The organism is Streptomyces sp. NPDC053513 (assembly GCF_044544765.1).
GTDB classification, from domain to species: Bacteria; Actinomycetota; Actinomycetes; order Streptomycetales; family Streptomycetaceae; genus Streptomyces; species Streptomyces litmocidini.
Genome location: NZ_JBITXP010000008.1, coordinates 87,770 through 108,839 on the forward strand (window position 1 = coordinate 87,770; position 21,070 = coordinate 108,839).

General features: G+C 73.7%; 23 protein-coding genes. 14 read left to right on the top strand and 9 right to left on the bottom strand.

Translation table 11 applies throughout. The features are described 5' to 3' along the window. The first annotated feature begins 43 nt into the window (after positions 1-43). The 6 genes from lanL to ACIGW4_RS16000 all read left to right on the top strand — a co-directional run bounded on the left by lanL (position 44) and on the right by ACIGW4_RS16000 (position 7,381). Positions 44-2,743: a class IV lanthionine synthetase LanL gene (gene lanL / locus ACIGW4_RS15975; protein WP_399580970.1), complete on the top strand. Its 2,700-nt coding sequence runs from the start codon at positions 44-46 to the stop codon at positions 2,741-2,743. 230 nt (positions 2,744-2,973) lie between these two features. Next, positions 2,974-3,129, top strand: coding sequence for a VenA family class IV lanthipeptide (locus ACIGW4_RS15980; RefSeq protein ID WP_185094862.1), 156 nt, complete (start codon positions 2,974-2,976; stop codon positions 3,127-3,129). 139 nt (positions 3,130-3,268) lie between these two features. Then, a complete protein-coding gene (locus tag ACIGW4_RS15985; RefSeq protein ID WP_399580973.1) occupies positions 3,269-4,387 on the top strand; it encodes an ATP-binding cassette domain-containing protein in 1,119 nt (372 codons plus the stop codon). Continuing rightward, entirely contained in the window at positions 4,384-5,238 is an 855-nt protein-coding gene (locus tag ACIGW4_RS15990) for an ABC transporter permease (RefSeq protein WP_123458235.1), read from the top strand. Before ACIGW4_RS15985 ends, ACIGW4_RS15990 begins: the two co-directional genes overlap by 4 nt. A 99-nt stretch (positions 5,239-5,337) precedes the next feature. Beyond that, entirely contained in the window at positions 5,338-6,378 is a 1,041-nt protein-coding gene (locus ACIGW4_RS15995) for a vWA domain-containing protein (RefSeq protein WP_398709680.1), read from the top strand. Positions 6,379-6,478: 100 nt separating this feature from the next. After that, entirely contained in the window at positions 6,479-7,381 is a 903-nt protein-coding gene (locus ACIGW4_RS16000) for an NAD-dependent protein deacetylase (RefSeq protein WP_399580977.1), read from the top strand. Positions 7,382-7,486: 105 nt separating this feature from the next. Here ACIGW4_RS16000 and ACIGW4_RS16005 read toward each other — a convergent pair whose 3' ends face one another. Both ACIGW4_RS16005 and ACIGW4_RS16010 read right to left on the bottom strand, forming a co-directional pair. Next, the gene (locus ACIGW4_RS16005) at positions 7,487-7,951 is read right to left on the bottom strand and encodes a hypothetical protein (RefSeq protein WP_399580980.1); all 465 of its coding nucleotides are present in this window, start codon (positions 7,949-7,951) and stop codon (positions 7,487-7,489) included. 18 nt (positions 7,952-7,969) lie between these two features. Then, positions 7,970-8,212, bottom strand: a complete 243-nt coding sequence (locus tag ACIGW4_RS16010; RefSeq protein ID WP_359589698.1) for a hypothetical protein — start codon at positions 8,210-8,212, stop codon at positions 7,970-7,972. A gap of 153 nt (positions 8,213-8,365) precedes the next feature. Between ACIGW4_RS16010 and ACIGW4_RS16015 the strand changes: the two genes are divergently transcribed. Together ACIGW4_RS16015 and ACIGW4_RS16020 are read left to right on the top strand one after the other, a co-directional pair. Beyond that, on the top strand, positions 8,366-8,914 hold the full coding sequence (locus tag ACIGW4_RS16015) for a GNAT family N-acetyltransferase (protein ID WP_398709683.1): 549 nt from the start codon (positions 8,366-8,368) through the stop codon (positions 8,912-8,914). 149 nt (positions 8,915-9,063) lie between these two features. Next, the gene (locus ACIGW4_RS16020) at positions 9,064-9,600 is read left to right on the top strand and encodes a hypothetical protein (protein WP_398709685.1); all 537 of its coding nucleotides are present in this window, start codon (positions 9,064-9,066) and stop codon (positions 9,598-9,600) included. A gap of 10 nt (positions 9,601-9,610) precedes the next feature. On the opposite strand, the gene ACIGW4_RS16025 is transcribed toward ACIGW4_RS16020, so the two are convergent. Then, complete coding sequence (locus ACIGW4_RS16025) at positions 9,611-10,420, bottom strand: alpha/beta fold hydrolase (RefSeq protein ID WP_399580986.1); 810 nt, start codon at positions 10,418-10,420, stop codon at positions 9,611-9,613. Between the two features lie 105 nt (positions 10,421-10,525). Then, a complete protein-coding gene (locus ACIGW4_RS16030) occupies positions 10,526-11,419 on the bottom strand; it encodes an RNA polymerase sigma-70 factor (RefSeq protein WP_399580988.1) in 894 nt (297 codons plus the stop codon). A 181-nt stretch (positions 11,420-11,600) separates the two neighbouring features. On the opposite strand from ACIGW4_RS16030, the gene ACIGW4_RS16035 reads away from it, so the two are divergent. After that, positions 11,601-12,080, top strand: a complete 480-nt coding sequence (locus ACIGW4_RS16035; protein ID WP_123458243.1) for a carboxymuconolactone decarboxylase family protein — start codon at positions 11,601-11,603, stop codon at positions 12,078-12,080. Between the two features lie 79 nt (positions 12,081-12,159). Here the strand turns inward: ACIGW4_RS16035 and ACIGW4_RS16040 are convergent, their stop codons facing one another. Genes ACIGW4_RS16040 through ACIGW4_RS16060 form a run of 5 tightly spaced genes read right to left on the bottom strand, consistent with a single transcriptional unit; the run spans position 12,160 to position 16,875 of the window. Continuing rightward, entirely contained in the window at positions 12,160-12,828 is a 669-nt protein-coding gene (locus ACIGW4_RS16040; protein WP_399580992.1) for an HAD family hydrolase, read from the bottom strand. Further along, positions 12,825-13,955 (bottom strand): ABC transporter ATP-binding protein, encoded by a 1,131-nt coding sequence (locus ACIGW4_RS16045; RefSeq protein ID WP_399580993.1) that lies wholly within the window; start codon positions 13,953-13,955, stop codon positions 12,825-12,827. The genes ACIGW4_RS16040 and ACIGW4_RS16045 overlap by 4 nt, the downstream gene beginning before the upstream one ends. A gap of 3 nt (positions 13,956-13,958) precedes the next feature. Further along, positions 13,959-14,882, bottom strand: a complete 924-nt coding sequence (locus ACIGW4_RS16050) for an ABC transporter permease (protein ID WP_398709692.1) — start codon at positions 14,880-14,882, stop codon at positions 13,959-13,961. Then, positions 14,870-15,763 carry an ABC transporter permease gene (locus ACIGW4_RS16055; protein WP_399580995.1) on the bottom strand — a complete coding sequence of 298 codons (894 nt, stop codon included), beginning with the start codon at positions 15,761-15,763 and terminating at the stop codon, positions 14,870-14,872. The genes ACIGW4_RS16050 and ACIGW4_RS16055 overlap by 13 nt, the downstream gene beginning before the upstream one ends. Continuing rightward, positions 15,763-16,875, bottom strand: a complete 1,113-nt coding sequence (locus ACIGW4_RS16060) for an extracellular solute-binding protein (protein ID WP_359589733.1) — start codon at positions 16,873-16,875, stop codon at positions 15,763-15,765. The genes ACIGW4_RS16055 and ACIGW4_RS16060 overlap by 1 nt, the downstream gene beginning before the upstream one ends. Before the next feature lie 292 nt (positions 16,876-17,167). Between ACIGW4_RS16060 and ACIGW4_RS16065 the strand changes: the two genes are divergently transcribed. The 5 genes from ACIGW4_RS16065 (at position 17,168) to ACIGW4_RS16085 (ending at position 20,985) form a co-directional block, all read left to right on the top strand. Then, complete coding sequence (locus ACIGW4_RS16065; protein ID WP_359589692.1) at positions 17,168-17,920, top strand: GntR family transcriptional regulator; 753 nt, start codon at positions 17,168-17,170, stop codon at positions 17,918-17,920. Positions 17,921-17,987: 67 nt separating this feature from the next. Continuing rightward, positions 17,988-18,371, top strand: a complete 384-nt coding sequence (locus ACIGW4_RS16070; protein ID WP_359589691.1) for a VOC family protein — start codon at positions 17,988-17,990, stop codon at positions 18,369-18,371. Between the two features lie 103 nt (positions 18,372-18,474). Beyond that, positions 18,475-19,002 (top strand): NUDIX hydrolase family protein, encoded by a 528-nt coding sequence (locus tag ACIGW4_RS16075; protein ID WP_123458249.1) that lies wholly within the window; start codon positions 18,475-18,477, stop codon positions 19,000-19,002. Between the two features lie 88 nt (positions 19,003-19,090). Then, entirely contained in the window at positions 19,091-19,759 is a 669-nt protein-coding gene (locus ACIGW4_RS16080) for a HEAT repeat domain-containing protein (protein ID WP_398709697.1), read from the top strand. Between the two features lie 221 nt (positions 19,760-19,980). Further along, positions 19,981-20,985, top strand: coding sequence for a HEAT repeat domain-containing protein (locus tag ACIGW4_RS16085; RefSeq protein WP_399580997.1), 1,005 nt, complete (start codon positions 19,981-19,983; stop codon positions 20,983-20,985). The last annotated feature ends 85 nt before the right edge of the window (positions 20,986-21,070 follow it).

The window sequence follows — 21,070 nt, forward strand, 5'->3', positions numbered from 1 at the left end:
GCACCTTCCCGTCAGCGGTCCTCACCGTTGAGAGGGACAGGCAATGACGAGCGCTACCGAAGTCGAACTGGAAGACCTGCTCCGCCGGGCGCTGCACGCCACGGGTACGCGTGCGCGCTGGGCGGTCGAGGCGGACGACATGTGGTGCCGGGTCGCACCCGTGCCCGCGACGCGGCGCGAGCAGGGATGGAAGCTGCACGTGTCGGCCACGGCCGCCTCCGCGCCCGAGGTCCTCACCAAGGCCCTGGACGTGCTGCTGCGGGAGAAGTCCGGCTTCAAGTTCGCCCGGTCGCTGGAGCGGGTCGGCGCGCTGAACTCCAGGGCGACGCCGCGCGGGAACGCGGGCAAGTTCATCACCGTCTACCCGCGCTCCGACGCCGAGGCGGCCGCGCTCGCCCGTGACCTGCACGCGGCGACGACGGGGCTGGCCGGTCCGCGGATCCTGTCCGACCAGCCCTACGCCCCCCACAGCCTGGTGCACTACCGCTACGGGGCCTTCGTCGGCCGCCGGCGGCTGTCGGACGACGGCCTGCTGGTGTGGTTCATCGAGGACCCCGACGGCAACCCCGTGGAGGACAAGCGCACCGGCCGGTACGCGCCGCCGCCCTGGGCCGTCTGTCCGTTCCCCGCCTCGGTGCCGGTGGCACCGCAGGACGGGGAGGCGACGAGTCGTCCGGTGGTGCTCGGCGGCCGCTTCGCGGTGCGGGAGGCGATCCGGCAGACGAACAAGGGCGGCGTCTACCGGGGCAGCGACACCCGTACGGGCGCGGGCGTGGTGATCAAGGAGGCCCGGCCGCACGTGGAGGGCGACGCCTCCGGCGGCGACGTCCGGGACTGGCTGCGCGCCGAGGCGCGGACGCTGGAGAAGCTCAAGGGCACCGGACTGGCCCCGGAAGCGGTGGCGCTGTTCGAGCACGCCGGGCACCTCTTCCTGGCCCAGGACGAGGTGCCGGGCGTGACGCTGCGCACCTGGGTGGCCGAACACTTCCGCGACGTGGGGGCCGAGCGGTACCGCGCCGACGCGCTGGCGCAGGTCGCGCGCCTGGTGGACCTGGTGGCGGCGGCGCACGCCCGCGGCCTGGTCCTGCGGGACTTCACCCCGGGCAACGTCATGGTCCGCCCGGACGGCGGGCTGTGCCTCATCGACCTGGAGCTCGCGGTCCTGGAGGACGAGGACGCTCTGCCGACCCGCGTGGGAACGCCCGGCTTCAGCGCCCCCGAGCGCCTGGCCGACGCGCCCGTCCGGCCGACGGCCGACTACTACAGCCTCGGCGCCACCGCGTGCTTCGTCCTGGCCGGGAAGGTCCCGAACCTGCTGCCCGAGGAGCCGGTCGGCCGGCCGGCCGAGGAGCGGCTCGCCGCGTGGCTCGCGGCCTGCACCGGGCCGCTGCGGCTGCCGGACGCTGTGGTGGACATGATCCTCGGGCTGATGAGGGACGACCCGGCCGAGCGGTGGGACCCGTCCAGGGCCCGGGAGGCGCTGCGGAGAACGGACCACCCGGCGGCGCGGCCCGGGAGCGCGGAGACGACCGCCGTACGGAGGCCGGGGGCCTCCGCCGTCGCCGGCCCGGTGCCGGACGGCCGGACGGCGGACGAGGTGGTGGCCGGGCTCGTGGACCACCTCGTCGACTCGATGACTCCGGCGGACGACCGGCTGTGGCCCGTGTCGACGCTGACCGGGGAGAGCGACCCGTGCACCGTCCAGCAAGGGGCGGCGGGGGTCCTGGCCGTGCTGACGCGGTACTTCGAGGTCACCGGCGACCCACGCCTGCCGGGGCTCCTCTCCACCGCGGGCCGCTGGATCGCGGACCGTACCGACCTCCGCTCCCCGCGCCCCGGGCTGCACTTCGGCGGCCGCGGCACCGCGTGGGCGCTGTACGACGCAGGACGCGCCATCGACGACCGGCGGCTGGTAGAGCACGCGCTGGACCTGGCGCTGGCGCCCCCGCAGCGGACGCCCCACCACGACGTCACCCACGGCACCGCCGGCAGCGGACTCGCCGCCCTCCATCTGTGGCGGCACACCGGGGACGCGCGCTTCGCCGACCTGGCCGTCGACGCGGCCGACCGGCTGACGGCCGCCGCCCGGCGCGAGCCGTCCGGAGTGGGCTGGCCGGTCCCCGCGGAAGCCGACTCCCCCGAGGACGGCAAACGCTATCTCGGCTTCGCCCACGGGGCGGCCGGCATCGGCTTCTTCCTCCTCGCCGCCTCGGACCTCTCCCGGCAGCCCGACCACAGGGCGACGGCCCTGGAGGTCGGGGAGGGCCTCGTGGCCGACGCCGTGCGCATCGGCGAGGCGGCGCAGTGGCCCGCCCAGTCCGGTGACCTGCCCACGGCCCCGTACTGGTGCCACGGCTCGGCGGGCATCGGCACCTTCCTCGTCAGGCTGTGGCAGGCCACCGGCGACGACAGGTTCGGCGACCTCGCCCGCGGCAGCGCCCACGCCGTCGCGGAGCGCGCCTCCCGCGCCCCGCTCTCCCAGTGCCACGGTCTGGCGGGCAACGGCGACTTCCTCCTCGACCTGGCCGACGCCACGGGAGACCCCGTCCACCGGGACATGGCCGGGGAACTGGCGGGCCTCATCCTGGCCGAGGGCACCCGGCGCCAGGGACACGTGGTCTTCCCCAACGAGTACGGGGAGGTCTCGACCAGCTGGAGCGACGGTTCCGCCGGGATCCTCGCCTTCCTCCTGAGGACCCTTCACGGCGGCCCTCGGCACTGGACGGTCGAGCAGCGGGGTTGAGCGACCGGGGCCGGGAGCCCGGCACGCGGCGGCCCCCGCCCCTCCCCGCGAACCGCGAACCACGAGCTGCTCCGTGAACCACGAGCCGCTCCGCGAACGGGACCGACGCGTCCGCCGTCGTCCCGGCCTTCCCCCTGCGGACATCCCACAGACTCCCGGCATCCGGACGAGTCCGGATGCCGGGTCGAGCGGCAGAAAAGTGCTGCCGCCCCTCAGAGAAGGAGAAAACCATGGAGAACCAGGACCTCGAACTGCTGGCCCGCCTCCACGCCCTTCCGGAGACCGACCCCGTCGGCGCCGACGGACTGGCGGCGGGCGAGACGTGTGAGTGCGTCGGCCTGCTGACCCTCCTCAACACCGTCTGCATCGGCATCAGCTGCGCCTAGGCCAGGCACCACCATCCGGCCGGCGGCTGTCCCGGGCAGCCGCCGGCCGGAATCACGACCGGAACAGCGGCATGCCCCCGGCGCGGCCGGCCGCGCCGGGGGCCGCCGTCCCGGCGAACCCCCAGACGAGGACCAGACCATGCAGCGACACGTCGGCGATGACGATCTCGCCCCCGCGGCCCTCAGGACGGCCGCCCCGGCGAGCCCACCCGCACCGGAGGACCTTCCCGAGTCCGCGTACGCCATCAGCACGCGGGGCCTGGTCAAGAGCTACCCCGGCCCGGAGGGCACGACCACCCATGCCGTGGACGGCCTGGACCTGGACGTGGAGCGGGGCGAGACCTTCGCGTTCCTCGGCCCCAACGGGGCGGGCAAATCCACCACCATCGCCATGCTGTGCGCGCTGGCCCGCCCCACGGCCGGCCGTGCCACGGTGGCCGGCGTCGACGTCCTCGCCCAGCCCCGCGCGGTACGGCGAAGGGTCGGGATGCTCTTCCAGCACAGCGCCGTGGACCCGGACCTGACGGCCGAACAGAACCTCCACATCCACGCCCGCCTCTACGGCCTGTCCCGCCGCGACGCCCGCCGGCGCACCGCCGAAGTCCTCGAGACGGCCGACCTGACCGACCGGCGCCGCTCCCCCGTGCGCACCCTGTCCGGCGGCATGCGGCGGCGCCTGGAGATCGCCCGCCAACTGCTGCACGCCCCCGGCGTGCTGTTCCTCGACGAGCCGACCACCGGACTCGACCCCCACGCCCGGGCCCAGGTCTGGCAGCACCTGCGGACGCTGCGCGAACGGCACGGCAGCACCCTCTTCGTCACCACGCACTACCTGGAGGAGGCGGAGAACTGCGACCGCCTCGCCATCATCGACCGCGGCCGGCTGGTGGCACAGGGCGCGCCGGAGGCGCTCAAGGCCGCGATCGGGGACGACCTGGTCGTCCTCCGCACCGGCGACGACACGGCGGCCCGGCAGGTCGTGCGCCGCCTGCTGCCGCCCGACCGAGCCGTCACCGTCGACGCGGGCGGCGTCTCCCTGCGGGTCCCGGGCGGCAGCGCCTGGATCCCCCGGCTGTGCGCGGCGCTGGAGGCGAGCGGCATCGCGGTGAACGCCGCCTCCGCGACCCCGCCGACACTCGACGACGTCTTCTTCCACCACACCGGCCGCAGCCTCGGCGCCGCACAACCCGGCCGCCCCGCCGCTCCTCCCGCCCCCTGCGCGGCCCCGGCCACGACCAAGTCGGGAGGTGGCCGATGAGCGCCCTCACCTGGGAGTCCCCGGAGGCGAACGGCGGCGAACGGACCACCCGGCTGCGGCGCGAACTGCGCGCCGTCCACGCCCTGGTCCACCGCGATCTGCTGCGCCTCGCCGGCCAGCGCACCCACACGGCGCTGATGCTGCTGCACCCGGCGCTCTACCTCCTCATCCTCGGAGGCGGACTGGCCGCCCTCATCCCCCAGGCCTCCCTGGGCGTCGGCTACCAGGCCTACCTCTTCCCCGGGATGCTGATGATGACGGTGCAGACGCCCGCCATCATGGTCGGCATCCGTCTGATCACCGACCGGGAGAGCGGCTATCTGCGCGAGCTCCTGATGGCCCCGGTCCGCCGCTCCACCCTGCTCCTGGGAAGCTGCGCCGGCGGCACCCTGACCGCCGCCGTCCAGGGGGCCGTCCTGCTCAGTCTGGCCGGTGTGGCGGGCCTGCCCTACGACCCGGTCCTCCTCGGGCTGCTCCTCGCCGGGATGGTCCTGGCCTCCTTCACCGTCACCTCCCTGGCCCTGGCGCTGGCCGTGAGCCTGCGGAGGGCCGAGACGTTCCACACCCTGCTCGGCGTGGTGATGATGCCGCTGCTGTTCCTCTCCGGCGGCTTCTTCCCCCTCACGTCCCTGCCCGCCTGGGCCCGGGCGCTGTCCGACGTCAATCCCCTGGCGTACGCGGTCGACCTCCTCCGCCGCATCATCGCCCTGCGGGTGCCGGACCAGGCGGCCGCCGTGGGGATCGAGTGGGCCGGCCGGCAGCCGCCGCTGCTCCTCGAAGCCGCCCTGCTCCTGGCCGGCGGCGTGGCGGCCCTGCTGTGGGCGACGCATCGCTTCAACCGCCCGGAGTGACCGGAAGGGTGGGTTCCGCACCCTGGACGGGAGCCGGGCCGATTGTCAGTGGCGGGTGAGACGGTAGGAGCATCCAGTCGGAAAGAGGGGGAAGCTGTCTTGTCCGGAACCCAGAACTACATCAATCACGTCGCCCTTGTGCTGGACGCCAGTTCGTCGATGTCGCACCTGAGCCGCAAGGTCGTGGAGGTGGCGGACCAGCAGATCGCCTATCTCGCCCGCCGGTCGGGGGAACTGGACCAGGAGACCCGTGTCACGGTGTACGTCTTCGCCGACAAGGTGGAGTGCGTCATCTACGACAAGGACGTCCTGCGGATGCCCTCGCTGAAGCAGCTGTACCGGGCCGGCGGCATGACCGCGCTGCTGGCCGCCGCGCTGAAGTCGCAGCGGGAGCTGGCGCAGACCGCCCAGCTGTACGGCGACCACAGCTTCCTGACGTTCGTCCTGACGGACGGCCAGGAGAACGCCAGTCACCGCTGCCCCGACGCCCCGGCCGGCACCGCGCGCGAACTGGTCGACGCCATGGCCGAGATGATCGCGACCCAGGAGGACAACTGGACCCTCGCCGTCCTCGTACCGGACCAGATGGGCAGGCGGGAGGCCATGAACTGCGGCTTCCCGAAGGAGAACATCGCCATCTGGGACGCCACCAGCACCCAGGGCCTGGAGGAGGCCGGGGAGGTCATCCGCGAGGCCACCGAGAAGTTCATGGTGGGGCGCACCAAGGGCATCCGCGGCTCGCGGGCGGTGTTCTCCACGGGCGCGGAGGCGGTCAACAAGAAGACCATCGAGGCGGCCGGCCTCACTCCGGCGGACCCGTCGGAGTACCGGCTGATTCCGGTGGCCCGTGACGCGGGGATCCGGGAGTGGGTCGTCGAGTCCGGGCACACGTACCGCACGGGCTGCGCGTTCTACCAGCTGAGCAAGACGGAGAAGATCCAGGCCCGGAAGCAGATCGCGGTGCTGGAGAAGAAGACGGACCGGGTGTACACGGGGCCGCAGGCCCGGGCCCTGCTCGGTCTGCCGGACGTGGAGACGCGGGTGAAGCCCGATCACAACGACGACTTCACCATCTTCGTGCAGAGCACCAGCGTCAACCGGAAGCTCGTCTCCCACACGCGACTCCTCCTCATGAACTGACCAGTCGGCGCCCGGCCGGTCCTGGGGGGGGGGGACGGCGGACGCCGGCCCCCTCGGCTGCGGGAGGGCGAACCAGGGGGCCGTTTCGTACCCTGGCGGCATGCGCATGCGTCCTACTCTGAGCTGGACCCCCGACAAGGACCTGCCGCCGGCCACGACGGACCTGGGGCCGGTCCTCGACGCCCTGGACGCCGGTGGCGTGCTGGTGCTCAGCGGCGCGGGGATCTCCACCGAGTCCGGCATCCCCGATTACCGGGGTCAGGGGGGAAGCCTCAGCCGGCACACCCCGATGACCTTCCAGGACTTCACCGGCAGCGCCCAGGCCCGGCGCCGGTACTGGGCGCGCAGCCACCTCGGCTGGCGCACCTTCGGTCGCGCGCTGCCCAACGCCGGGCACCGGGCCGTCGCCGCCTTCGCTCGCCACGGTCTGCTCTCGGGCGTGATCACCCAGAACGTCGACGGTCTGCACCAGGCCGCCGGCAGCGGAGGGGTCGTGGAGCTCCACGGCAGCCTGGCCCGGGTCGTCTGCCTCTCCTGCGGCACGTACAGCCCGCGCCGTGAGCTCGCGCGGCGGCTGGAGGAGGCCAACGCGGGTTTCCGGCCGGTGGCGGCCGGGATCAACCCGGACGGCGACGCCGACCTGACCGACGAGCAGGTCGGCGACTTCCGGGTGGTGCCCTGCGCGCAGTGCGGCGGCATTCTCAAGCCCGACGTGGTGTTCTTCGGGGAGGCCGTCCCGCCCCGGCGGGTCGAGCACTGCCGGAGGCTGGTCGACGAGGCGGCGTCACTCCTGGTGCTCGGCTCCTCGCTCACGGTGATGTCGGGCCTCCGGTTCGTCCGCCAGGCGGCCCAGGCGGGGAAGCCCGTGCTGATCATCAACCGGGATCCGACGCGCGGTGACCGCCACGCCCTCTCCCGGGTGGCGCTTCCCCTCGGGGCGGCCCTCACCAGCCTCGCCGAGCGGCTCGACATCGCCACCGGCGACCCGGCGGAACTCGGCTGAGGCACCGGAGCGGCTGAAGCACCGGAGCGCCGTCGACCGGTGCCGGATGCCGCCGGAGGCCCCCGACCGCGTGGTCGGGGGCCTCCGGCACGGCCGGCGGGGTGCTCAGCCGGCCGCCGCGATCCAGGCGTCGAGCTGTTCCTGCGTCGTGGCCGGGTCGGCCACCAGTTCGGCCAGGGTGTCGTCGACGCGATGGCGGGTCGCGACCGCGGGGCACCGCAGGCACGCGGCGACACCGGTCTGGGTCCACCACTGGCACCGGGGCCGCAGATGACACCGCGGGACGGAGCCGTCCTCACGCGCGACCGGCCGCGCCATGACGCGCTCGACCAGCGTGCAGTCGGCGCCCCGGCGGTTCACGCAGTCGCTCACGCAGTGCGAGGCGAAGCGCAGGATGCGGCGCGGTTCGATGTCCGGGGGTATGTCGCCGAGCACCTCGGACGCCGGCACCGGATCGGCCAGATAGACCACGTCGCCGTCCCGCCCGGACCGTACGCCCAGGACGACGGACTCCGGGGTGTGCGCCTCGCCGCTGGGGCACCACGTCTGCGCCGGCTCTTTTCCGCCCACGGTGGTCACCTCTCCGTCTCAGCAGGCGGTGCGGGCGGTGAGCGTCGCCTGGCCGCCGGTGTTGCCGCCGATCTCGGCGGCCCCGTTCTGCCGGTCCAGTTCGGCGGCGACCCCGATGCTCTCCTTGAGCTGGGCCACCGTCGTGATCCGGTCGGACCGGACCGGCGCCGGCTCGCCCTCCGCACCGACCACGGCCACCAGGCCCGCGGCCAGCAACGCGGCGGCCCCGGCCGCGGCCGCCCTACGCGTCGGACTCTCCATGACGTACTCCTGTCTCACGGTGGTTGGGAGTCAGGAGCGTAGGTACGCCGGACGCGCGGGGTCGGCACTCGCCGGCGGCAGTCGTACGGCAGTTGCGGTGCCCGAGCCGTACCGGCTCTCGGAGCCCACCGCCCCAGGCCCTAACGTGGGCCCATGCTCACGACGACACCGCGGGTCGAACTGCACCCGCTCACCCGCTCCGACCAGGACGAGTTCTGCACGCTCGTGCGGGCCAGCTCCGCACTGCACCGGCCGTGGATGCAACTGCCCGCGACGGCGGAGGAGTTCCAGGACTGGATGCGCCGCTTCGACGACGGCACCAACCGGGGGTTCCTGATCCGCGTCCGGGAGACCGGCGAGGCCGCGGGCACGGTCAACATCAACTCGATCATCCGGGGCCGCTACCAGGGCGCGTCCCTCGGCTACGCGGCCTTCGCCCCGTCCGCGGGGTCCGGGTACATGACCGAAGGGATCGCCCTCGTCCTCCGGTACGCCTTCACCGAACTGCGGCTCCATCGGCTGGAGGCCTGCATCCAGCCGGCGAACAAGGCGTCCCTGGCCCTGGTCCGGCGACTGGGCTTCCGCTACGAAGGGGTGTCGCCCGCCTATCTCTACATCGACGGGGAGTGGCGGGACCACGAACGCTGGGCCGTCACCGCCCCCCACCCGTGGACGCCCGACCCCTCCCTGCCCGAGGTCTGAGGCGGCGGCGTCGTTCCGTCCGGCGTCGTCGTTCCGTCCGGCGTCACCCCTGAGGGGCTTCCCTCGGGATTCGCCGGACCTCCGGATGGGCGGCGGTCTAGCGTACGGACTCGTCGGCCGCCCGATCGCGGCCGCGTGAGGAGGATCCTGTGCCGTCGTCCTGCGACCCCCAGTACGCCCCCGCCGGTGACGTGAGCGCGGCGATGATGCTGATCGACTCCCGGCTCAAGGCCATCTACGACGGCAGGACCGAGGTCGATCCCGAACGGCGGAGACTGGACGAGCAGTTCACCGCCTCCCTGGGGCCCACGGGTGCGCAGGACCTCCTGGACGGCGTGTGCACGATCATCTTCATGTACATGAAGTGGCTGCGGACGGCCTGCGAGGAGCACGACAGGGACGTGGTCGAGTACGTCGTGCCCAACCTGGTGACCACGATGCTCAGGATGACCAGGACCATCCGGCCCGAGGCCGTCCCCACCATGGCCGGTCTGGCCATCGCGGCGGGCACCGGTCTCAGCCCGAGCCTGTGGCGCGGGCAGTACGGGGAGTGGACCCTGGAGGAGATGAACGCCCTGGAGGCCACCGCCTTCCTCCTGGCGGAGGTCATCAACCGGATCACCGACGACCGCGACTTCGCCACCCGGCTGATCACCGACGCCCTGTCCGGCGCGGACCGGTCCTGAACTCCGGGCCTCACGCCCGGTCGGCCAGGAAGTCGGTCAGATCGCGGAGCACGCGCTCCGGGTCCTCCCAGTACGGGACGTGACCCACGCCCTCGTAGACGAGGAGCCGGGAGTCGGGGATCGTGTCGAGGATCGTCTGCTGGTCCTCGCGGGTCAGGATCGGGTCCTGGTCGCCCCAGACGACCAGGGTGGGGACGAGGATGCCCCTGAGGGTGGCCCGCAGGTCGGTCTCGAGCAGACCTCGCAGGGTCTCGCGCCAGACGCGGGCCGGGGCCTTGAGGCACTCGTCGGCGACGGTCTGCAGAAAGCCGCGGCCCATGGGGGTCGCCGTCAGGCCGTCGGCCATGGCCGCCGCGAGCGCCGGATCCACGGGGTCCTTCAACTCCCGGACCGATTCCCAGAGTTCCGCGGCCCTCGGCTTGTCCACGAGGGTGGCCGGGACGCCCAGCAGGACGAGTCCCGCCACCCGGTCCGGTCGGCGGCCCGCGACGATGCGGGCCTGCACACCGCCGCTCGACCCGCCGACCAGGACCGCCCGCCCGATGCCCACGCCGTCCATGAACGCGACCAGGTCCTCGGCGAGGTCCTCCGGCAGGTAGCCGTCGGGCGGCTTGTCGGCGTCGCCGTGGCCGCGCTGGGTCGGGGCGTACGCGTGCAGGCCCGGAGGCAGGCGGCGCAGCATCGGCTCGAACGTCCACCAGGAGTCCAGGTAGCCGTGCACCAGGACGAGCGGTGTGCCCCCCGGCCGGCCGGCTTCCGCGTACGGAAGCGTGGGGCGCCCCTCCCCCAGGACGGCGCTGTGCACGGCGACGGCGGCCATCGCGGCCCTCCTCACCTCTCCTTCCCCCAGCATAGGAAGGAGGGGGGTGGAGGGACAGCCGGGCGTTCGTCCGGAAACGGGCTCGACGGCTCAGCGCCCGGCGGCTCAGCGGCTCAGGGCTGTCTCCCCGTCCAGGTACGAGAGCTTCTCGGGGTTGCGCACGGCGTAGAGACCGGTGACGAGGCCGTCGCCGACGCGCATCGCGAGGACGGTGTCGACCTCGCCGTCCAGGAGGACGATCAGCGCCGGACCGCCGTTGATCCGGGCCGGCCGGAGCACCGCCGCGGCGCCGATCCTGCCGAGGACCCGCGCCACCTCCCCGGCCCCCACGACGGGCGCCAGGGCGGCCCGTACGACCCCGCCGCCGTCGGTCAGCAGGACGACGTCGGGCGCGAGGACGTCGAGCAGGCGCCGCAGGTCGCCCGTCTCGACCGCCCGGCGGAACGCCTCGACGGTGCGGCGGGTCTCCGCGGCGGAGGCGACGGTGCGCGGTCGGCGCGCGGCGACGCGGGCGCGCGCCCGGTGGGCGACCTGACGGACCGCGGCCGGCGTCCTGTCGACGGCTTCGGCGATCTCGTCGTACGCCAGGTCGAACACCTCGCGCAGGACGAACACCGCGCGTTCGGTGGGGGTGAGGGTCTCGAGGACGAGCAGCATCGCCAGGGAGACGCTCTCGGCGAGCTCGGCGTCCTCGGCGACGTCGGGCGCGGTCAGCAGCGGCTCGGGCAGCCAGGGGCCGAGGTAGGACTCCTTGCGGCGGCCGAGCGCGCGCAGCTGGGTCAGGGCCTGGCGGGTGGTGATCCGGACCAGGTACGCCCGTGGATCCCGTACGGTGCCGGGATCGACCCCCACCCACCGCAGCCACGTCTCCTGCAGGACGTCCTCGGCGTCGGCGGCGGAGCCGAGCATCTCGTACGCGACGGTGAAGAGCAGCCTGCGGTGGGCCACGAACGCCTCGGTGACGTCCTGCGTCGCGTCCTTCTCGGTCCTGTCGTCCATCGCCGGCTCCTGCCCGTTCGCTCTCGAGTGCGCCGTGCACCAGACGCCGGCCGCCGTCGTTCCGTGACACCCGCTTCGGGTGATCCACGCCACAGCGCCGTGCCGTCACACGGCCCGGGGCGGCGGCGTCTTGTGTTCGCCCCACGGGGCGGCACACGACACCACGAGTGAGGACACCGTCATGGAACCCCGTTTCGACCTGTTCGACAGCCCGACCTCCACGAAGGTCGCCAAGCGGTTCTCCACCGCCTCGTCGGCCCTGGAGGAGTCGACGCTGCCGAAGTCCCTGCGGGAGCTGGTGCAGCTTCGGGTCGGCCAGATCAACGGCTGCGGATTCTGCGTGGACGCCCACGCCAAGGAGGCCGCGGCCGCGGGCGAGACCGCGGTCCGGCTCAGCCTGGTCGCCGCCTGGCGGCACAGCACCGTGTTCACCGAGGCCGAGCGGGCGGCGCTGGCGCTCGCCGAGGAAGGCACCCGGCTCGGTGACCACGGGGTGTCCGACGAGACCTGGGCCGAGGTGCGCGAGCACTACGACGACGACCAGGTCGGCGCGCTGGTCTGCCTGGTCGCCCTGATCAACGCGGCCACCCGGATGGCCGTGATCGTGCGCAGCCCGGGCGGCTCGTACGAGCCCGGCCTGTTCGCCCGTACGGCCGGCTGACCGGCGGAAGGGGCGCGGGCCCGTCCCGGGATCGGGGAGTCCCGGGACGGGTCCGTCGCGCGCTCCGGCCGCTTCCGGGTCAGAGGCCGGTGGCTCTCTCCCGGACGTGGCGGCGCAGGCCGTCGAGGGACACGTCCTCCAGGCTGTCCGCGAAGATCCTGCCGGGGCCCACCGGCACCGGCAGGAGCGAGGGGACGACCAGGACGGTGCAGCCGGCGGCGTCGGCCGAGGCCGCTCCGTCCGGCGAGTCCTCGACGGCCACGCACGCCGTCACCGGGACGCCGAGCCGCCGGGCGGCCGTCCGGTACGGGTCGGGGTGCGGCTTGGTGCGCGCGGTGTCGTCGGCGGAGAGGGTGAGGGCGAAGGGGACGTGCGCGAGCGCGCCGCCGACGACCGAGTCGACCACCGACCGTGGTGAGGCGCTGACGAGCGCGAACGGCAGTTCCGCCCGCGCCAGTTCGGCCAGGAGACGGTCCGCTCCCGGGCGCAGCGGCGCGCCGTCGTCGACGCGCCGCTGGAAGGCGGTGGTGAGCGCCGTCGCGACGCCGTCCGGGTCGCTCGTGCCGGTGGCCCGTACGAGGTGTGCGGCGGTGTCCTCGACGGCGCGTCCGACGACCTCGGGCGCGTCGGCCCGCGTGAGCCGGTGGCCGAGGCGGGCGGCGACCTCCTCCGTGGCCTCCCACCAGAGGACCTCGGTGTCGACGAGGGTGCCGTCCATGTCGAAGAGGACGGCGGCGAGTGCGGTCACCGCTCCGCCTTCGGGGCGACGGACTTCGGGACGTCGGACTTCGGAGCGTCGGACTTCGGGACGACGAGCACGGGGTGCGGGGCGAGGCCGACGGTGGCGCGGGTCCCCGGTGTCAGTTCGCCCGCGTCGCGTGACGGGAGGTCGGCCTTGACCGGCGTACCGCGGTGGTCGAGGTGGACGCGGGTGACGGATCCGAAGAAGGAGGTGGAGACGACCACGGCCTCGCCGCCGGCGTCGGCGGTCACGGTGACGTTCTCGGGGCGGACGAGCACCTCGACGTCGCGGGTGCCGGGGGCGTCGCCGTCGACGGGGAGCCGGCTGCCCGCCGCCTCCACGAGTCCGGCGTCGGTGAGGCGGCCCGGCAGGCGGTTCATGGTGCCGACGAACTCGGCGACGAAGGCGGTCGCCGGCCGGCGGTACAGCTCGGCCGGGGCCGCGCACTGCTCCAGCTTCCCGGCGTTGAGGACGGCGACGCGGTCCGCCATGGACAGCGCCTCCTCCTGGTCGTGGGTGACGAACACGGTGGTGATGCCGAGGGAGAGCTGGAGCCTGCGGATCTCCTCGCGCAGGCTGAGCCGGACCTTGGCGTCGAGCGCGGAGAGGGGTTCGTCCAGGAGCAGGACGCGGGGGCGCAGGGCGAGGGCCCGGGCCAGGGCGACGCGCTGCTGCTGGCCGCCGGACATCTGGTGCGGGTAGCGGTCGCCGTGCTCGGGCAGGCCGACGAGGTCGAGGAGTTCGGCGGCGCGGGCGTGGCGTTCGGCCGTCCTGGCCTTGCGGACGCGGAGGCCGAAGGCGACGTTGTCGCGGGCGGTGAGGTTGGGGAAGAGGCTGTACGACTGGAAGACCATGCCGGCGTCGCGGCGGTTGGCCGGGACGTGGGTGATGTCCGTGCCGTCGACGAGGACCTCGCCGGAGTCGGGGCGTTCGAAGCCGGCGAGGACCCGCAGCGCGGTGGTCTTGCCGCAGCCCGAGGGGCCGAGGAGCGCGAGGAGTTCGCCCGGTTCGACGGTCAGGTCGAGGCCGTCGAGGGCGACGGTGGTGCCGAACGCGCGGCGCAGGCCGCGGAATTCGACGCGGGCCCCGGTGGCGGCGGTGGACTCCGTCCGTTCCGCTGTGGCAGAGGTCATGGGTCAGGACTCCTTGCGGGAGGTGCGGGGGGCTCCGGGCGTTCCGGTCTGCGCCGTCCCGGCCCGGGACAGGACGAGGAGCAGCAGCCAGGTGATGAGGAGGCTCAGGAGGGAGACGGCCACCGACACGCGGGCCTGGGCGCCGGAGATGGAGACGATCCAGACGGCGAACGGCCGGAAGCCGAGGACGGAGGCGGTGGTGAACTCGCCGAGGACGAGCGCCAGGGTGAGGAAGGCGGCGCCGGCGAGCGAGGAGCGCAGGTTGGGCAGGACCACCCGGAGCATGACGTAGGGCCAGGAGGCTCCGCAGTTGCGGGCGGCCTCGACGAGGGTGGGGACGTCGACGGCGCGCAGTCCCGCGTCGAGGGAGCGGTGGACGAACGGCAGGGCCATGACGGTGTAGGCGAGGACCAGGACGAAGGGGAAGTCCTCGTTCTGGACAGCGAGGAAGGTCTGGTAGAGCGGGGTCCGCGAGAGGTGGTCGGGGCCCCAGCGCAGTACGGTGCCGATGCCGGTGACGAGCGCGATGGGCGGCACCACGAGCGGCAGCGTGCACAGCACTTCGACGACCGGCCGCAGGCGCGGTGCGCCGAGCCGGACGGCCACCAGGGCGGGCACGGCGAGCAGCAGGGCGAGCGCGATGGTGGCGGCGGCGAGTCCGAGGGAGAGCAGCAGGCTCTCGGTGAACCCGTCGGCGGAGAGCAGCGCGGTGTAGGCCTCGAAGGAGACGCCCTGGCCGGGGGTGTGCACGGTGAACACGAACGAGGCGACGAGCGGGACGAGGAAGTAGGCGCCGCCGAGGCCGAGGACGAGACCGCGCCACAGGCGGGGACGGCGCCGGATCCGTACGGGGGCGGGGGCCCGCTCCGCCGTCCGCGCCCCGGACTCCGGGGCGACGTCCGGGGCGGTGGGGGTCATCGCAGCCATCGGGCGCTCCTGCGCTGGAGGGGGAGGTGGACCGCCATGACCAGGCCGGCGATCAGGATCATGTCGAGGCCGAGGGCGAGCGCCACGTTCTCCTGGCCGACCAGGACGTTGCCGGAGAGGGCGTCCGCGATCTTGAGGGTGACGAGCGGTACGGAGCCGCCGACGAGCGCGGCCGCGGTGGCGTGGGCGGCGAAGGCGCTGCCGAAGAGCAGTACGAACCCGCCGAGCAGTGAGGGCGCGAGGACCGGGATGCCGACGTGGCGCCAGTACTGCCATCCGCCGGCGCCCGCGTTCTGCGCGGCCTCGCGCCACTGGGGGCGCAGTCCGTCCAGGGCGGGCAGGATCACCAGGACCATGAGGGGGACGAGGAAGTACAGGTAGACGACGGCGAGGCCGCCGAAGGAGTACAGGTTCCAGCCGAGGTCGGTCAGGTCGGCGAGTCGGGTGACGACGCCGGAGATGCCGACGGTCGCGATGAACGCGAACGCGAGGGGGACGCCGCCGAAGTTGGCGAGGACTCCGGAGGCGGTGAGGACGGCGCCGCGCAGGACCCGGGACCGGGAGGTGACGACGGCCTGGGCGATGAGGACGCCGAGGACCGAGCCGATCAGGGCGGTGAGCGCGGAGAGTCGCAGGCTGCCGAGGAGCGAGCCGAGGTAGGGGCCCTGGAGCGAGCGGCTCAGGTGCTCACCGGTGAGGACGGTGGCGCCGGTGGCGGGTTCGGTGCGGGTCACGGCGCCGAAGAGGAGGGCGCCGAGGGGCAGTCCGAAGACGAGGGCGGTGAAGGCGATCAGGGGGAGGGCGGCGAGCCAGGTGCGCGGGCCGCGCCGCCGGCGGCCGGTGCCGCCGGCGGTTCCCGTGGTGGGGGTGGCTGAGGACATCAGGAGAGGGCCTTGTCCCACTTCTCGGCGAGGGTGGCCTTGGCCTTGTCGAGCTCGGCGGGGGCCGGGAAGGAGGGGGTGCCCTCGACCTCGGGGAGCTTGGCCAGGAGCGTCTTGTCGGCGGTGCCGTCGGTGGTCATGGCCGGCAGCAGGACGGGGCGGGCGTATCCCTTGAGCCAGAGGTTCTGGCCCTCGGTGCTGTAGAGGAACTCCATCCAGAGGCGGGCGGCGGCGGGGTGCGGGGCGTCCTTGCTGACGGCCTGGGAGTAGAACTGGGCGTAGACGCCGTCGGACGGGACGGCGACCTGCCAGTCGACGCCCTTGCCCTTGAACTGGTCGGCGTAGCCGGCGTTGAGGTAGTCCCAGTCGATGCTGATGGGCGTCTCGCCCTTCTCGACCGTGGCCGGGGTGGACTCGACGGGGATGAAGTTGCCGTTCTTCTTCAGCTTGCCGAAGAAGTCGATGCCGGGCTGGATGTCCGCGAAGGAGCCCTTGTCGGCGAGGGCGGCCGCGTATACGCCGCCGAAGGCGGAGCCGGACTTGGTGGGGTTGCCGTTGAGGGCGACCTTGCCCTTGTACTCGGGCTTGAGGAGGTCCGCGAAGGTCTTCGGGCAGTTCGGGACGCGCTTGGCGTCGCAACCGATGGAGACGTAGCCGCCGTAGTCGTTGTACCAGCGGCCGTCGGCGTCCTTCTGCGCGTCGGGGATCCTGTCCCAGGCCTCGACCTTGTACGGGGCGAACAGGCCCTCCTCGGCGCCGCTGCGGGCGAACGCGATGCCGAGGTCGAGGACGTCGGGGGCGCGCTTCTGGCCCTTGCGGGACTTGACGGCGGCGATCTCGTCGGCGCTGGCGGCGTCCGGGTTCTCGCTCTCGACCTTGATCCCGTACTTCGTCTCGAACGTCTTGATCAGCTCGCCGTAGTTGGCCCAGTCCGGCGGCAGGGCGATGACGTGCAGCGCGCCCTCCTGCTTCGCCGCCTTGACGAGGGCGTCCATGCCTCCGAGGTCCTTGGCCGACTTCGCGGTGGCCGACTTCGCGCCCTCGGCGCCGGCCGCGCCCTCGGGAGCGGCGCCACAGGCGGTGACGGTGGTCAGGACGACGGCGCCGAGCAGGACTGCGGCGCCGCGGACGGGGGTTCTGCGCACGGGTTCTCCCAGAAGCGAGTGAAGGAACTTGTCTGAACAAGCCGCCCCCAGTTCGCCCGCGCCTCCTGTCCGGAAAATGAACGGCACATGGCCGGATCCAGGCACCTCCCGGAAGAGCCGGTTGCGGTGAACCACAGGTGGCGAAGCTGGACTTGAGGCGGTCCGCCCGGGCCGTGGGGCACCGGATCGCCGGGTTAGGGTGGGCGGAGGACGGCACACACCGTGACGTGGTGTGCGCAGCCACGGACGAGACGGGGGCATGGTGACGGCGCTCTACATGGAGATCGCGGAGGAGATCCGCCGCTCGATCCTCAGCGGCGAGTATCCCGTCGGCGCCCGCCTGCCCTCCGAGAGCGACCTCGCCGACCGCTGGTCCGCGTCACGCGGCACGGTGCGCCAGGCCGTCGCCCTGCTCACCTCGGAGGGGATCGTCGGCTCCCGCCAGGGCGCCCGCCGCATCGTGCTCCGCAGGGAGCGCCGGCACAGCTTCGCCGAGCTCCACAGCTTCGCCCAGTGGGCACGCACCATGGGCTACCGGTCGGCGAGCCGCTTCCTGCACCGCGAGCGCCGCCGGGCCACGCCCGAGGAGGCGCGCCGCCTCGCCCTGCCGCAGGGAGCGACGGTCCTGGACGTCCTGCGCCTGCGCTGCCTGGACGACGAACCGGTGATGCTGGAGCGCACGGCGTACGCGGAGTGGGTCGCGCCCACCGTCGAGTCCCTGCCCGTCGACTGCGCCTCGATCATGGACAGCATGGCCGAGGACGCGGGCATCGTCGCCCACTACGGCGAGCACCTCATCGACGCCGTCCCCGCGGGGAGCGACGACGCCCGTCTGCTCCGCGTCCGCCGGGGCAGCCCGCTCCTGCGCCAGCGCCATCTGACGAGCAACCAGGACGGCCGCCCCATCGAATGGACGGAGGACCGCTACCGCGCGGGAAGCGTCACCTTCAACGTGAGCAACTCGGTGGGCACGGCCCCGCTGGTCCGGGACCCGGGCTCCCTGCTGACGTGATCGCCAACCAGGCTCTCTCCGGGGAAATCTGACGCCACCTCACCCCTCCGCACGTACACTGGCGGGCATGGCATGCCGCATCACCGAACTGGTCCTCGACTGCGCCGACCCCGAGCGGCTCGCCGCGTTCTGGAGCGGGGTCCTCGGATACGTCGAGATCGGCCGGGAGGACGACGGGAGCATCCAGATCGGACCTCCCGGTGCCGGCTGGGGCGGGCCGCAGCCCACCCTGCTCCTCAGTCCCAGCGGCGACCCCCGGAGGGGGAAGCTCCCCCTGCACATCGACGTGAACCCCACCGACCGCGACCAGGACGCGGAGCTGGAGCGGCTGCTCGCCCTCGGCGCCCGGCCCGCCGACGTCGGCCAGGACGACAGCGTGAGCTGGCACGTGCTGGCCGACCCGGAGGGCAACGAGTTCTGTCTCCTGCGAACCCGGATCCAGCCCCTCTGAGCGCCTCCCCCTCGCGGCGGCCGCTCCGCACTCCCACCCGGCCGGCGGACACGCGGCCTGGGCCGAAACACAGCCCGGAAAGTATGATCAAGCGATGTCTGACATGACTGAGACCACGCCCGGCTGGCTGACCACCGACGAACTGGACACGGCCAGGGCCCGGATGCCGATCCTCTACGTCGAGGCCGTCCCCGTGCGCGTGGACGACAGCGGTGAGGTCACCAGCATCGGACTGCTCCTGCGGATCGGCGCGGAGGGAACGATCAGCCGCACCCTGGTGTCCGGCCGCGTCATGCACCACGAGCGGGTCCGGGACGCGCTGCTGCGCCACCTGGAGAAGGACCTCGGGCCCGTGGCCCTGCCCCGCGTCCCGGCCTCCCTGCAGCCCTTCACCGTCGCCGAGTACTTCCCCACGGCCGGCATCACGCCCTTCCACGACCCGCGTCAGCACGCCGTGTCCCTCGCGTACATCGTGCCGGTGACCGGCGACTGCCGCCCCCGGCAGGACGCCCTCGACCTGGTCTGGTTCAGCCCGCAGGAAGCGGCCTCCGCCGCCGTGCAGAACGAGATGCCCGGCGGCCAGGGGACGCTCCTGAAGCAGGCCCTGGCGCACGTCGGACACACGTACTGAACTCCCTTCCCCGCAGAGCCGTCCGCCAGGCCGCGGTTGACCTTGACACGGTGACAAGGTCTTCACTGTGGCCGAGGAGGTGGTCCCGATGACCATGGCGAACGACGACACGAAGACGACGCGGGCTCTGCGGGGGCTCGGGAGCGACAGTCCCTCGGTCCGGCTGCGGGCCGCGCTGGCGGTGGGCACGGCACCGGACCCCCGGTGCGTCGACGAACTCGTCGGGCGGTGCGCGGTCGAGCCGGACTTCCAGGTCCGCGAGATGCTCACGTGGGCGCTCACCCGCCACGCGTCGGCGCTGACGCTCCCCCGGCTCCTCGACGAGCTCCGCTCCGAGCGGGCCCAGGCCCGCAGCCAGGCCCTGCACACCCTGTCCAAGATCGGCGACGGGCGGGCCTGGCCGGCGATCACACGGGAGCTCCTGGCCGACCCCGACGACGAGGTGGCCCGGAGCGCCTGGCGGGCGGCCGTCGTCCTCGTACCCGAGGACGAGAGGTCCGGGCTGGCCGAAGCGCTGGCGACCCAGCTCGGGCGGGGCGGACGTGAGACGTGGCTGAGCCTCAGCCGGGCGCTGATCGCGCTCGGTGAGGCGATGACGCCGGTCCTGCGCACCGCGCTGTCGGATCCCCGCCCCCCTGTGCGGCGGCACGCGATCGCCACGGAGAAGCTGTCGCGCGACCCGCAGGCCGGCTTCGACTTCGCGGTCGAGGAGGCGAAGCGGATCGTGGCCCTCGGCACGACCGGCCGAGAGGAGTGACGGGCGGAACGGCGGGAGGAGCGACGGACGGGCCGGCGGAGGGGAGTGACCGCCGGGCCGACGGGCGGAGCGTCCGGCGGGTCGGCGGGCGGAGCGTCCGGCGGGTCGGCGGGCGGAGGGTCCGGCAGATCGGCGGGGGCGGACCGCCGGGTCGACCGGCGGAGTGGCCGACGGGTCGGCGGGAGACGTGGCGGACGGACCGGCAGGAGGAGTGACCGACGGTGTTGATCGGCGAGGTGGCCCGGTATTCCGGGGTCAGTGCCCGCATGCTCAGGCACTACGAATCGCTCGGCCTGGTGCGGCCGACGGACCGCACCGGCGGCGGCTACCGGGAGTACTCCGACGAGGACATCCGGCGCATCTTCCACATCGAGAGCCTGCGGTCCCTGGGGCTGTCGCTCCGCGAGGTCGGGCGCGCGCTCGACGATCCCGATTTCGCGCCCTCGGAGCTCGTCGAGGACCTCATCCGGCAGACGCGCGAACGCATCGCGGCCGAGACGGAGCTGCTCACGCGGCTGCGCCTGATCGGCTCCGCGGAACCCGCCGGCTGGCACGACGTCCTCCAGACCGTCGCCCTCCTCCAGGCGCTGAGGTCGAAGAGCCCCGAGACGCGGCAGCGCGCCGCCCTGTCCTCGGCCGACGAGGCCCCGGTGCCGGTGGAGGCGCTCGTCGAGGCGGTGCTGGGCGAGACGGACCCGAGTGTGGCCGGAGCCCTCCGCTGGACGCTGGCGCGCTCGGGCGAGGACGGGCTGCCGCTGCTCGCGCGGGGCCTGGGGTCGCCACGGGCCGAGGTGCGCGACCGTGCCGTCCGGACCGTCGCGGAGATCCCGGGCGACCGGGCGACCGGGCTGCTGCGGGAGGCCCTCGGGGACGCCGACGTCGCGGTCCGCGGGCACGCGGCCCTGGAGCTGGGGCTACGGGGCGTGCCCGAGGCGGTCCCGACGCTCGTCGACATGGTCGTCGAGGAGGCGAACGACGTCGACGCGGCCGACGCGCTGAGCGCCCTGGCGAGCCGTCCCGCGCTCGCGGACCGCATCACCGGCCTGCTCGTCGACCGCCTCGCCCACGGCGCCACGGAACCGTCCGCGCGCCGGCGCCTGACGCAGGCCCTGGCGGACATCCCGGGATCCACGGCGTCACGCGCCCTCACGGACCTGTCCCACGACGGGGACCGCGCCGTCGCACTGACCGCCTCGTACATCCTCGGGATGCGCGAGGCGCTCTGACGGCCCCGGCCGGGTCCGGGCCGGGCCGGGGCGGGTCGCCGGGGCGGGTCCGGGCCCGGCCCGGGTCGGGTTACGGGCCGGGGCG

Bases quoted from the DNA above. Each gene is read 5' to 3' on its own strand.
- lanL (WP_399580970.1), top strand. From the start codon at position 44: ATGACGAGCGCTACCGAAGTCGAACTGGAAGACCTGCTCCGCCGGGCG.
- ACIGW4_RS15980 (WP_185094862.1), top strand. From the start codon at position 2,974: ATGGAGAACCAGGACCTCGAACTGCTGGCCCGCCTCCACGCCCTTCCG.
- ACIGW4_RS15985 (WP_399580973.1), top strand. From the start codon at position 3,269: ATGCAGCGACACGTCGGCGATGACGATCTCGCCCCCGCGGCCCTCAGG.
- ACIGW4_RS15990 (WP_123458235.1), top strand. From the start codon at position 4,384: ATGAGCGCCCTCACCTGGGAGTCCCCGGAGGCGAACGGCGGCGAACGG.
- ACIGW4_RS16000 (WP_399580977.1), top strand. From the start codon at position 6,479: ATGCGCATGCGTCCTACTCTGAGCTGGACCCCCGACAAGGACCTGCCG.
- ACIGW4_RS16010 (WP_359589698.1), bottom strand. From the start codon at position 8,212: ATGGAGAGTCCGACGCGTAGGGCGGCCGCGGCCGGGGCCGCCGCGTTG.
- ACIGW4_RS16015 (WP_398709683.1), top strand. From the start codon at position 8,366: ATGCTCACGACGACACCGCGGGTCGAACTGCACCCGCTCACCCGCTCC.
- ACIGW4_RS16025 (WP_399580986.1), bottom strand. From the start codon at position 10,420: ATGGCCGCCGTCGCCGTGCACAGCGCCGTCCTGGGGGAGGGGCGCCCC.
- ACIGW4_RS16030 (WP_399580988.1), bottom strand. From the start codon at position 11,419: ATGGACGACAGGACCGAGAAGGACGCGACGCAGGACGTCACCGAGGCG.
- ACIGW4_RS16035 (WP_123458243.1), top strand. From the start codon at position 11,601: ATGGAACCCCGTTTCGACCTGTTCGACAGCCCGACCTCCACGAAGGTC.
- ACIGW4_RS16045 (WP_399580993.1), bottom strand. From the start codon at position 13,955: ATGACCTCTGCCACAGCGGAACGGACGGAGTCCACCGCCGCCACCGGG.
- ACIGW4_RS16050 (WP_398709692.1), bottom strand. From the start codon at position 14,882: ATGGCTGCGATGACCCCCACCGCCCCGGACGTCGCCCCGGAGTCCGGG.
- ACIGW4_RS16055 (WP_399580995.1), bottom strand. From the start codon at position 15,763: ATGTCCTCAGCCACCCCCACCACGGGAACCGCCGGCGGCACCGGCCGC.
- ACIGW4_RS16065 (WP_359589692.1), top strand. From the start codon at position 17,168: ATGGTGACGGCGCTCTACATGGAGATCGCGGAGGAGATCCGCCGCTCG.
- ACIGW4_RS16070 (WP_359589691.1), top strand. From the start codon at position 17,988: ATGGCATGCCGCATCACCGAACTGGTCCTCGACTGCGCCGACCCCGAG.
- ACIGW4_RS16075 (WP_123458249.1), top strand. From the start codon at position 18,475: ATGACTGAGACCACGCCCGGCTGGCTGACCACCGACGAACTGGACACG.
- ACIGW4_RS16080 (WP_398709697.1), top strand. From the start codon at position 19,091: ATGACCATGGCGAACGACGACACGAAGACGACGCGGGCTCTGCGGGGG.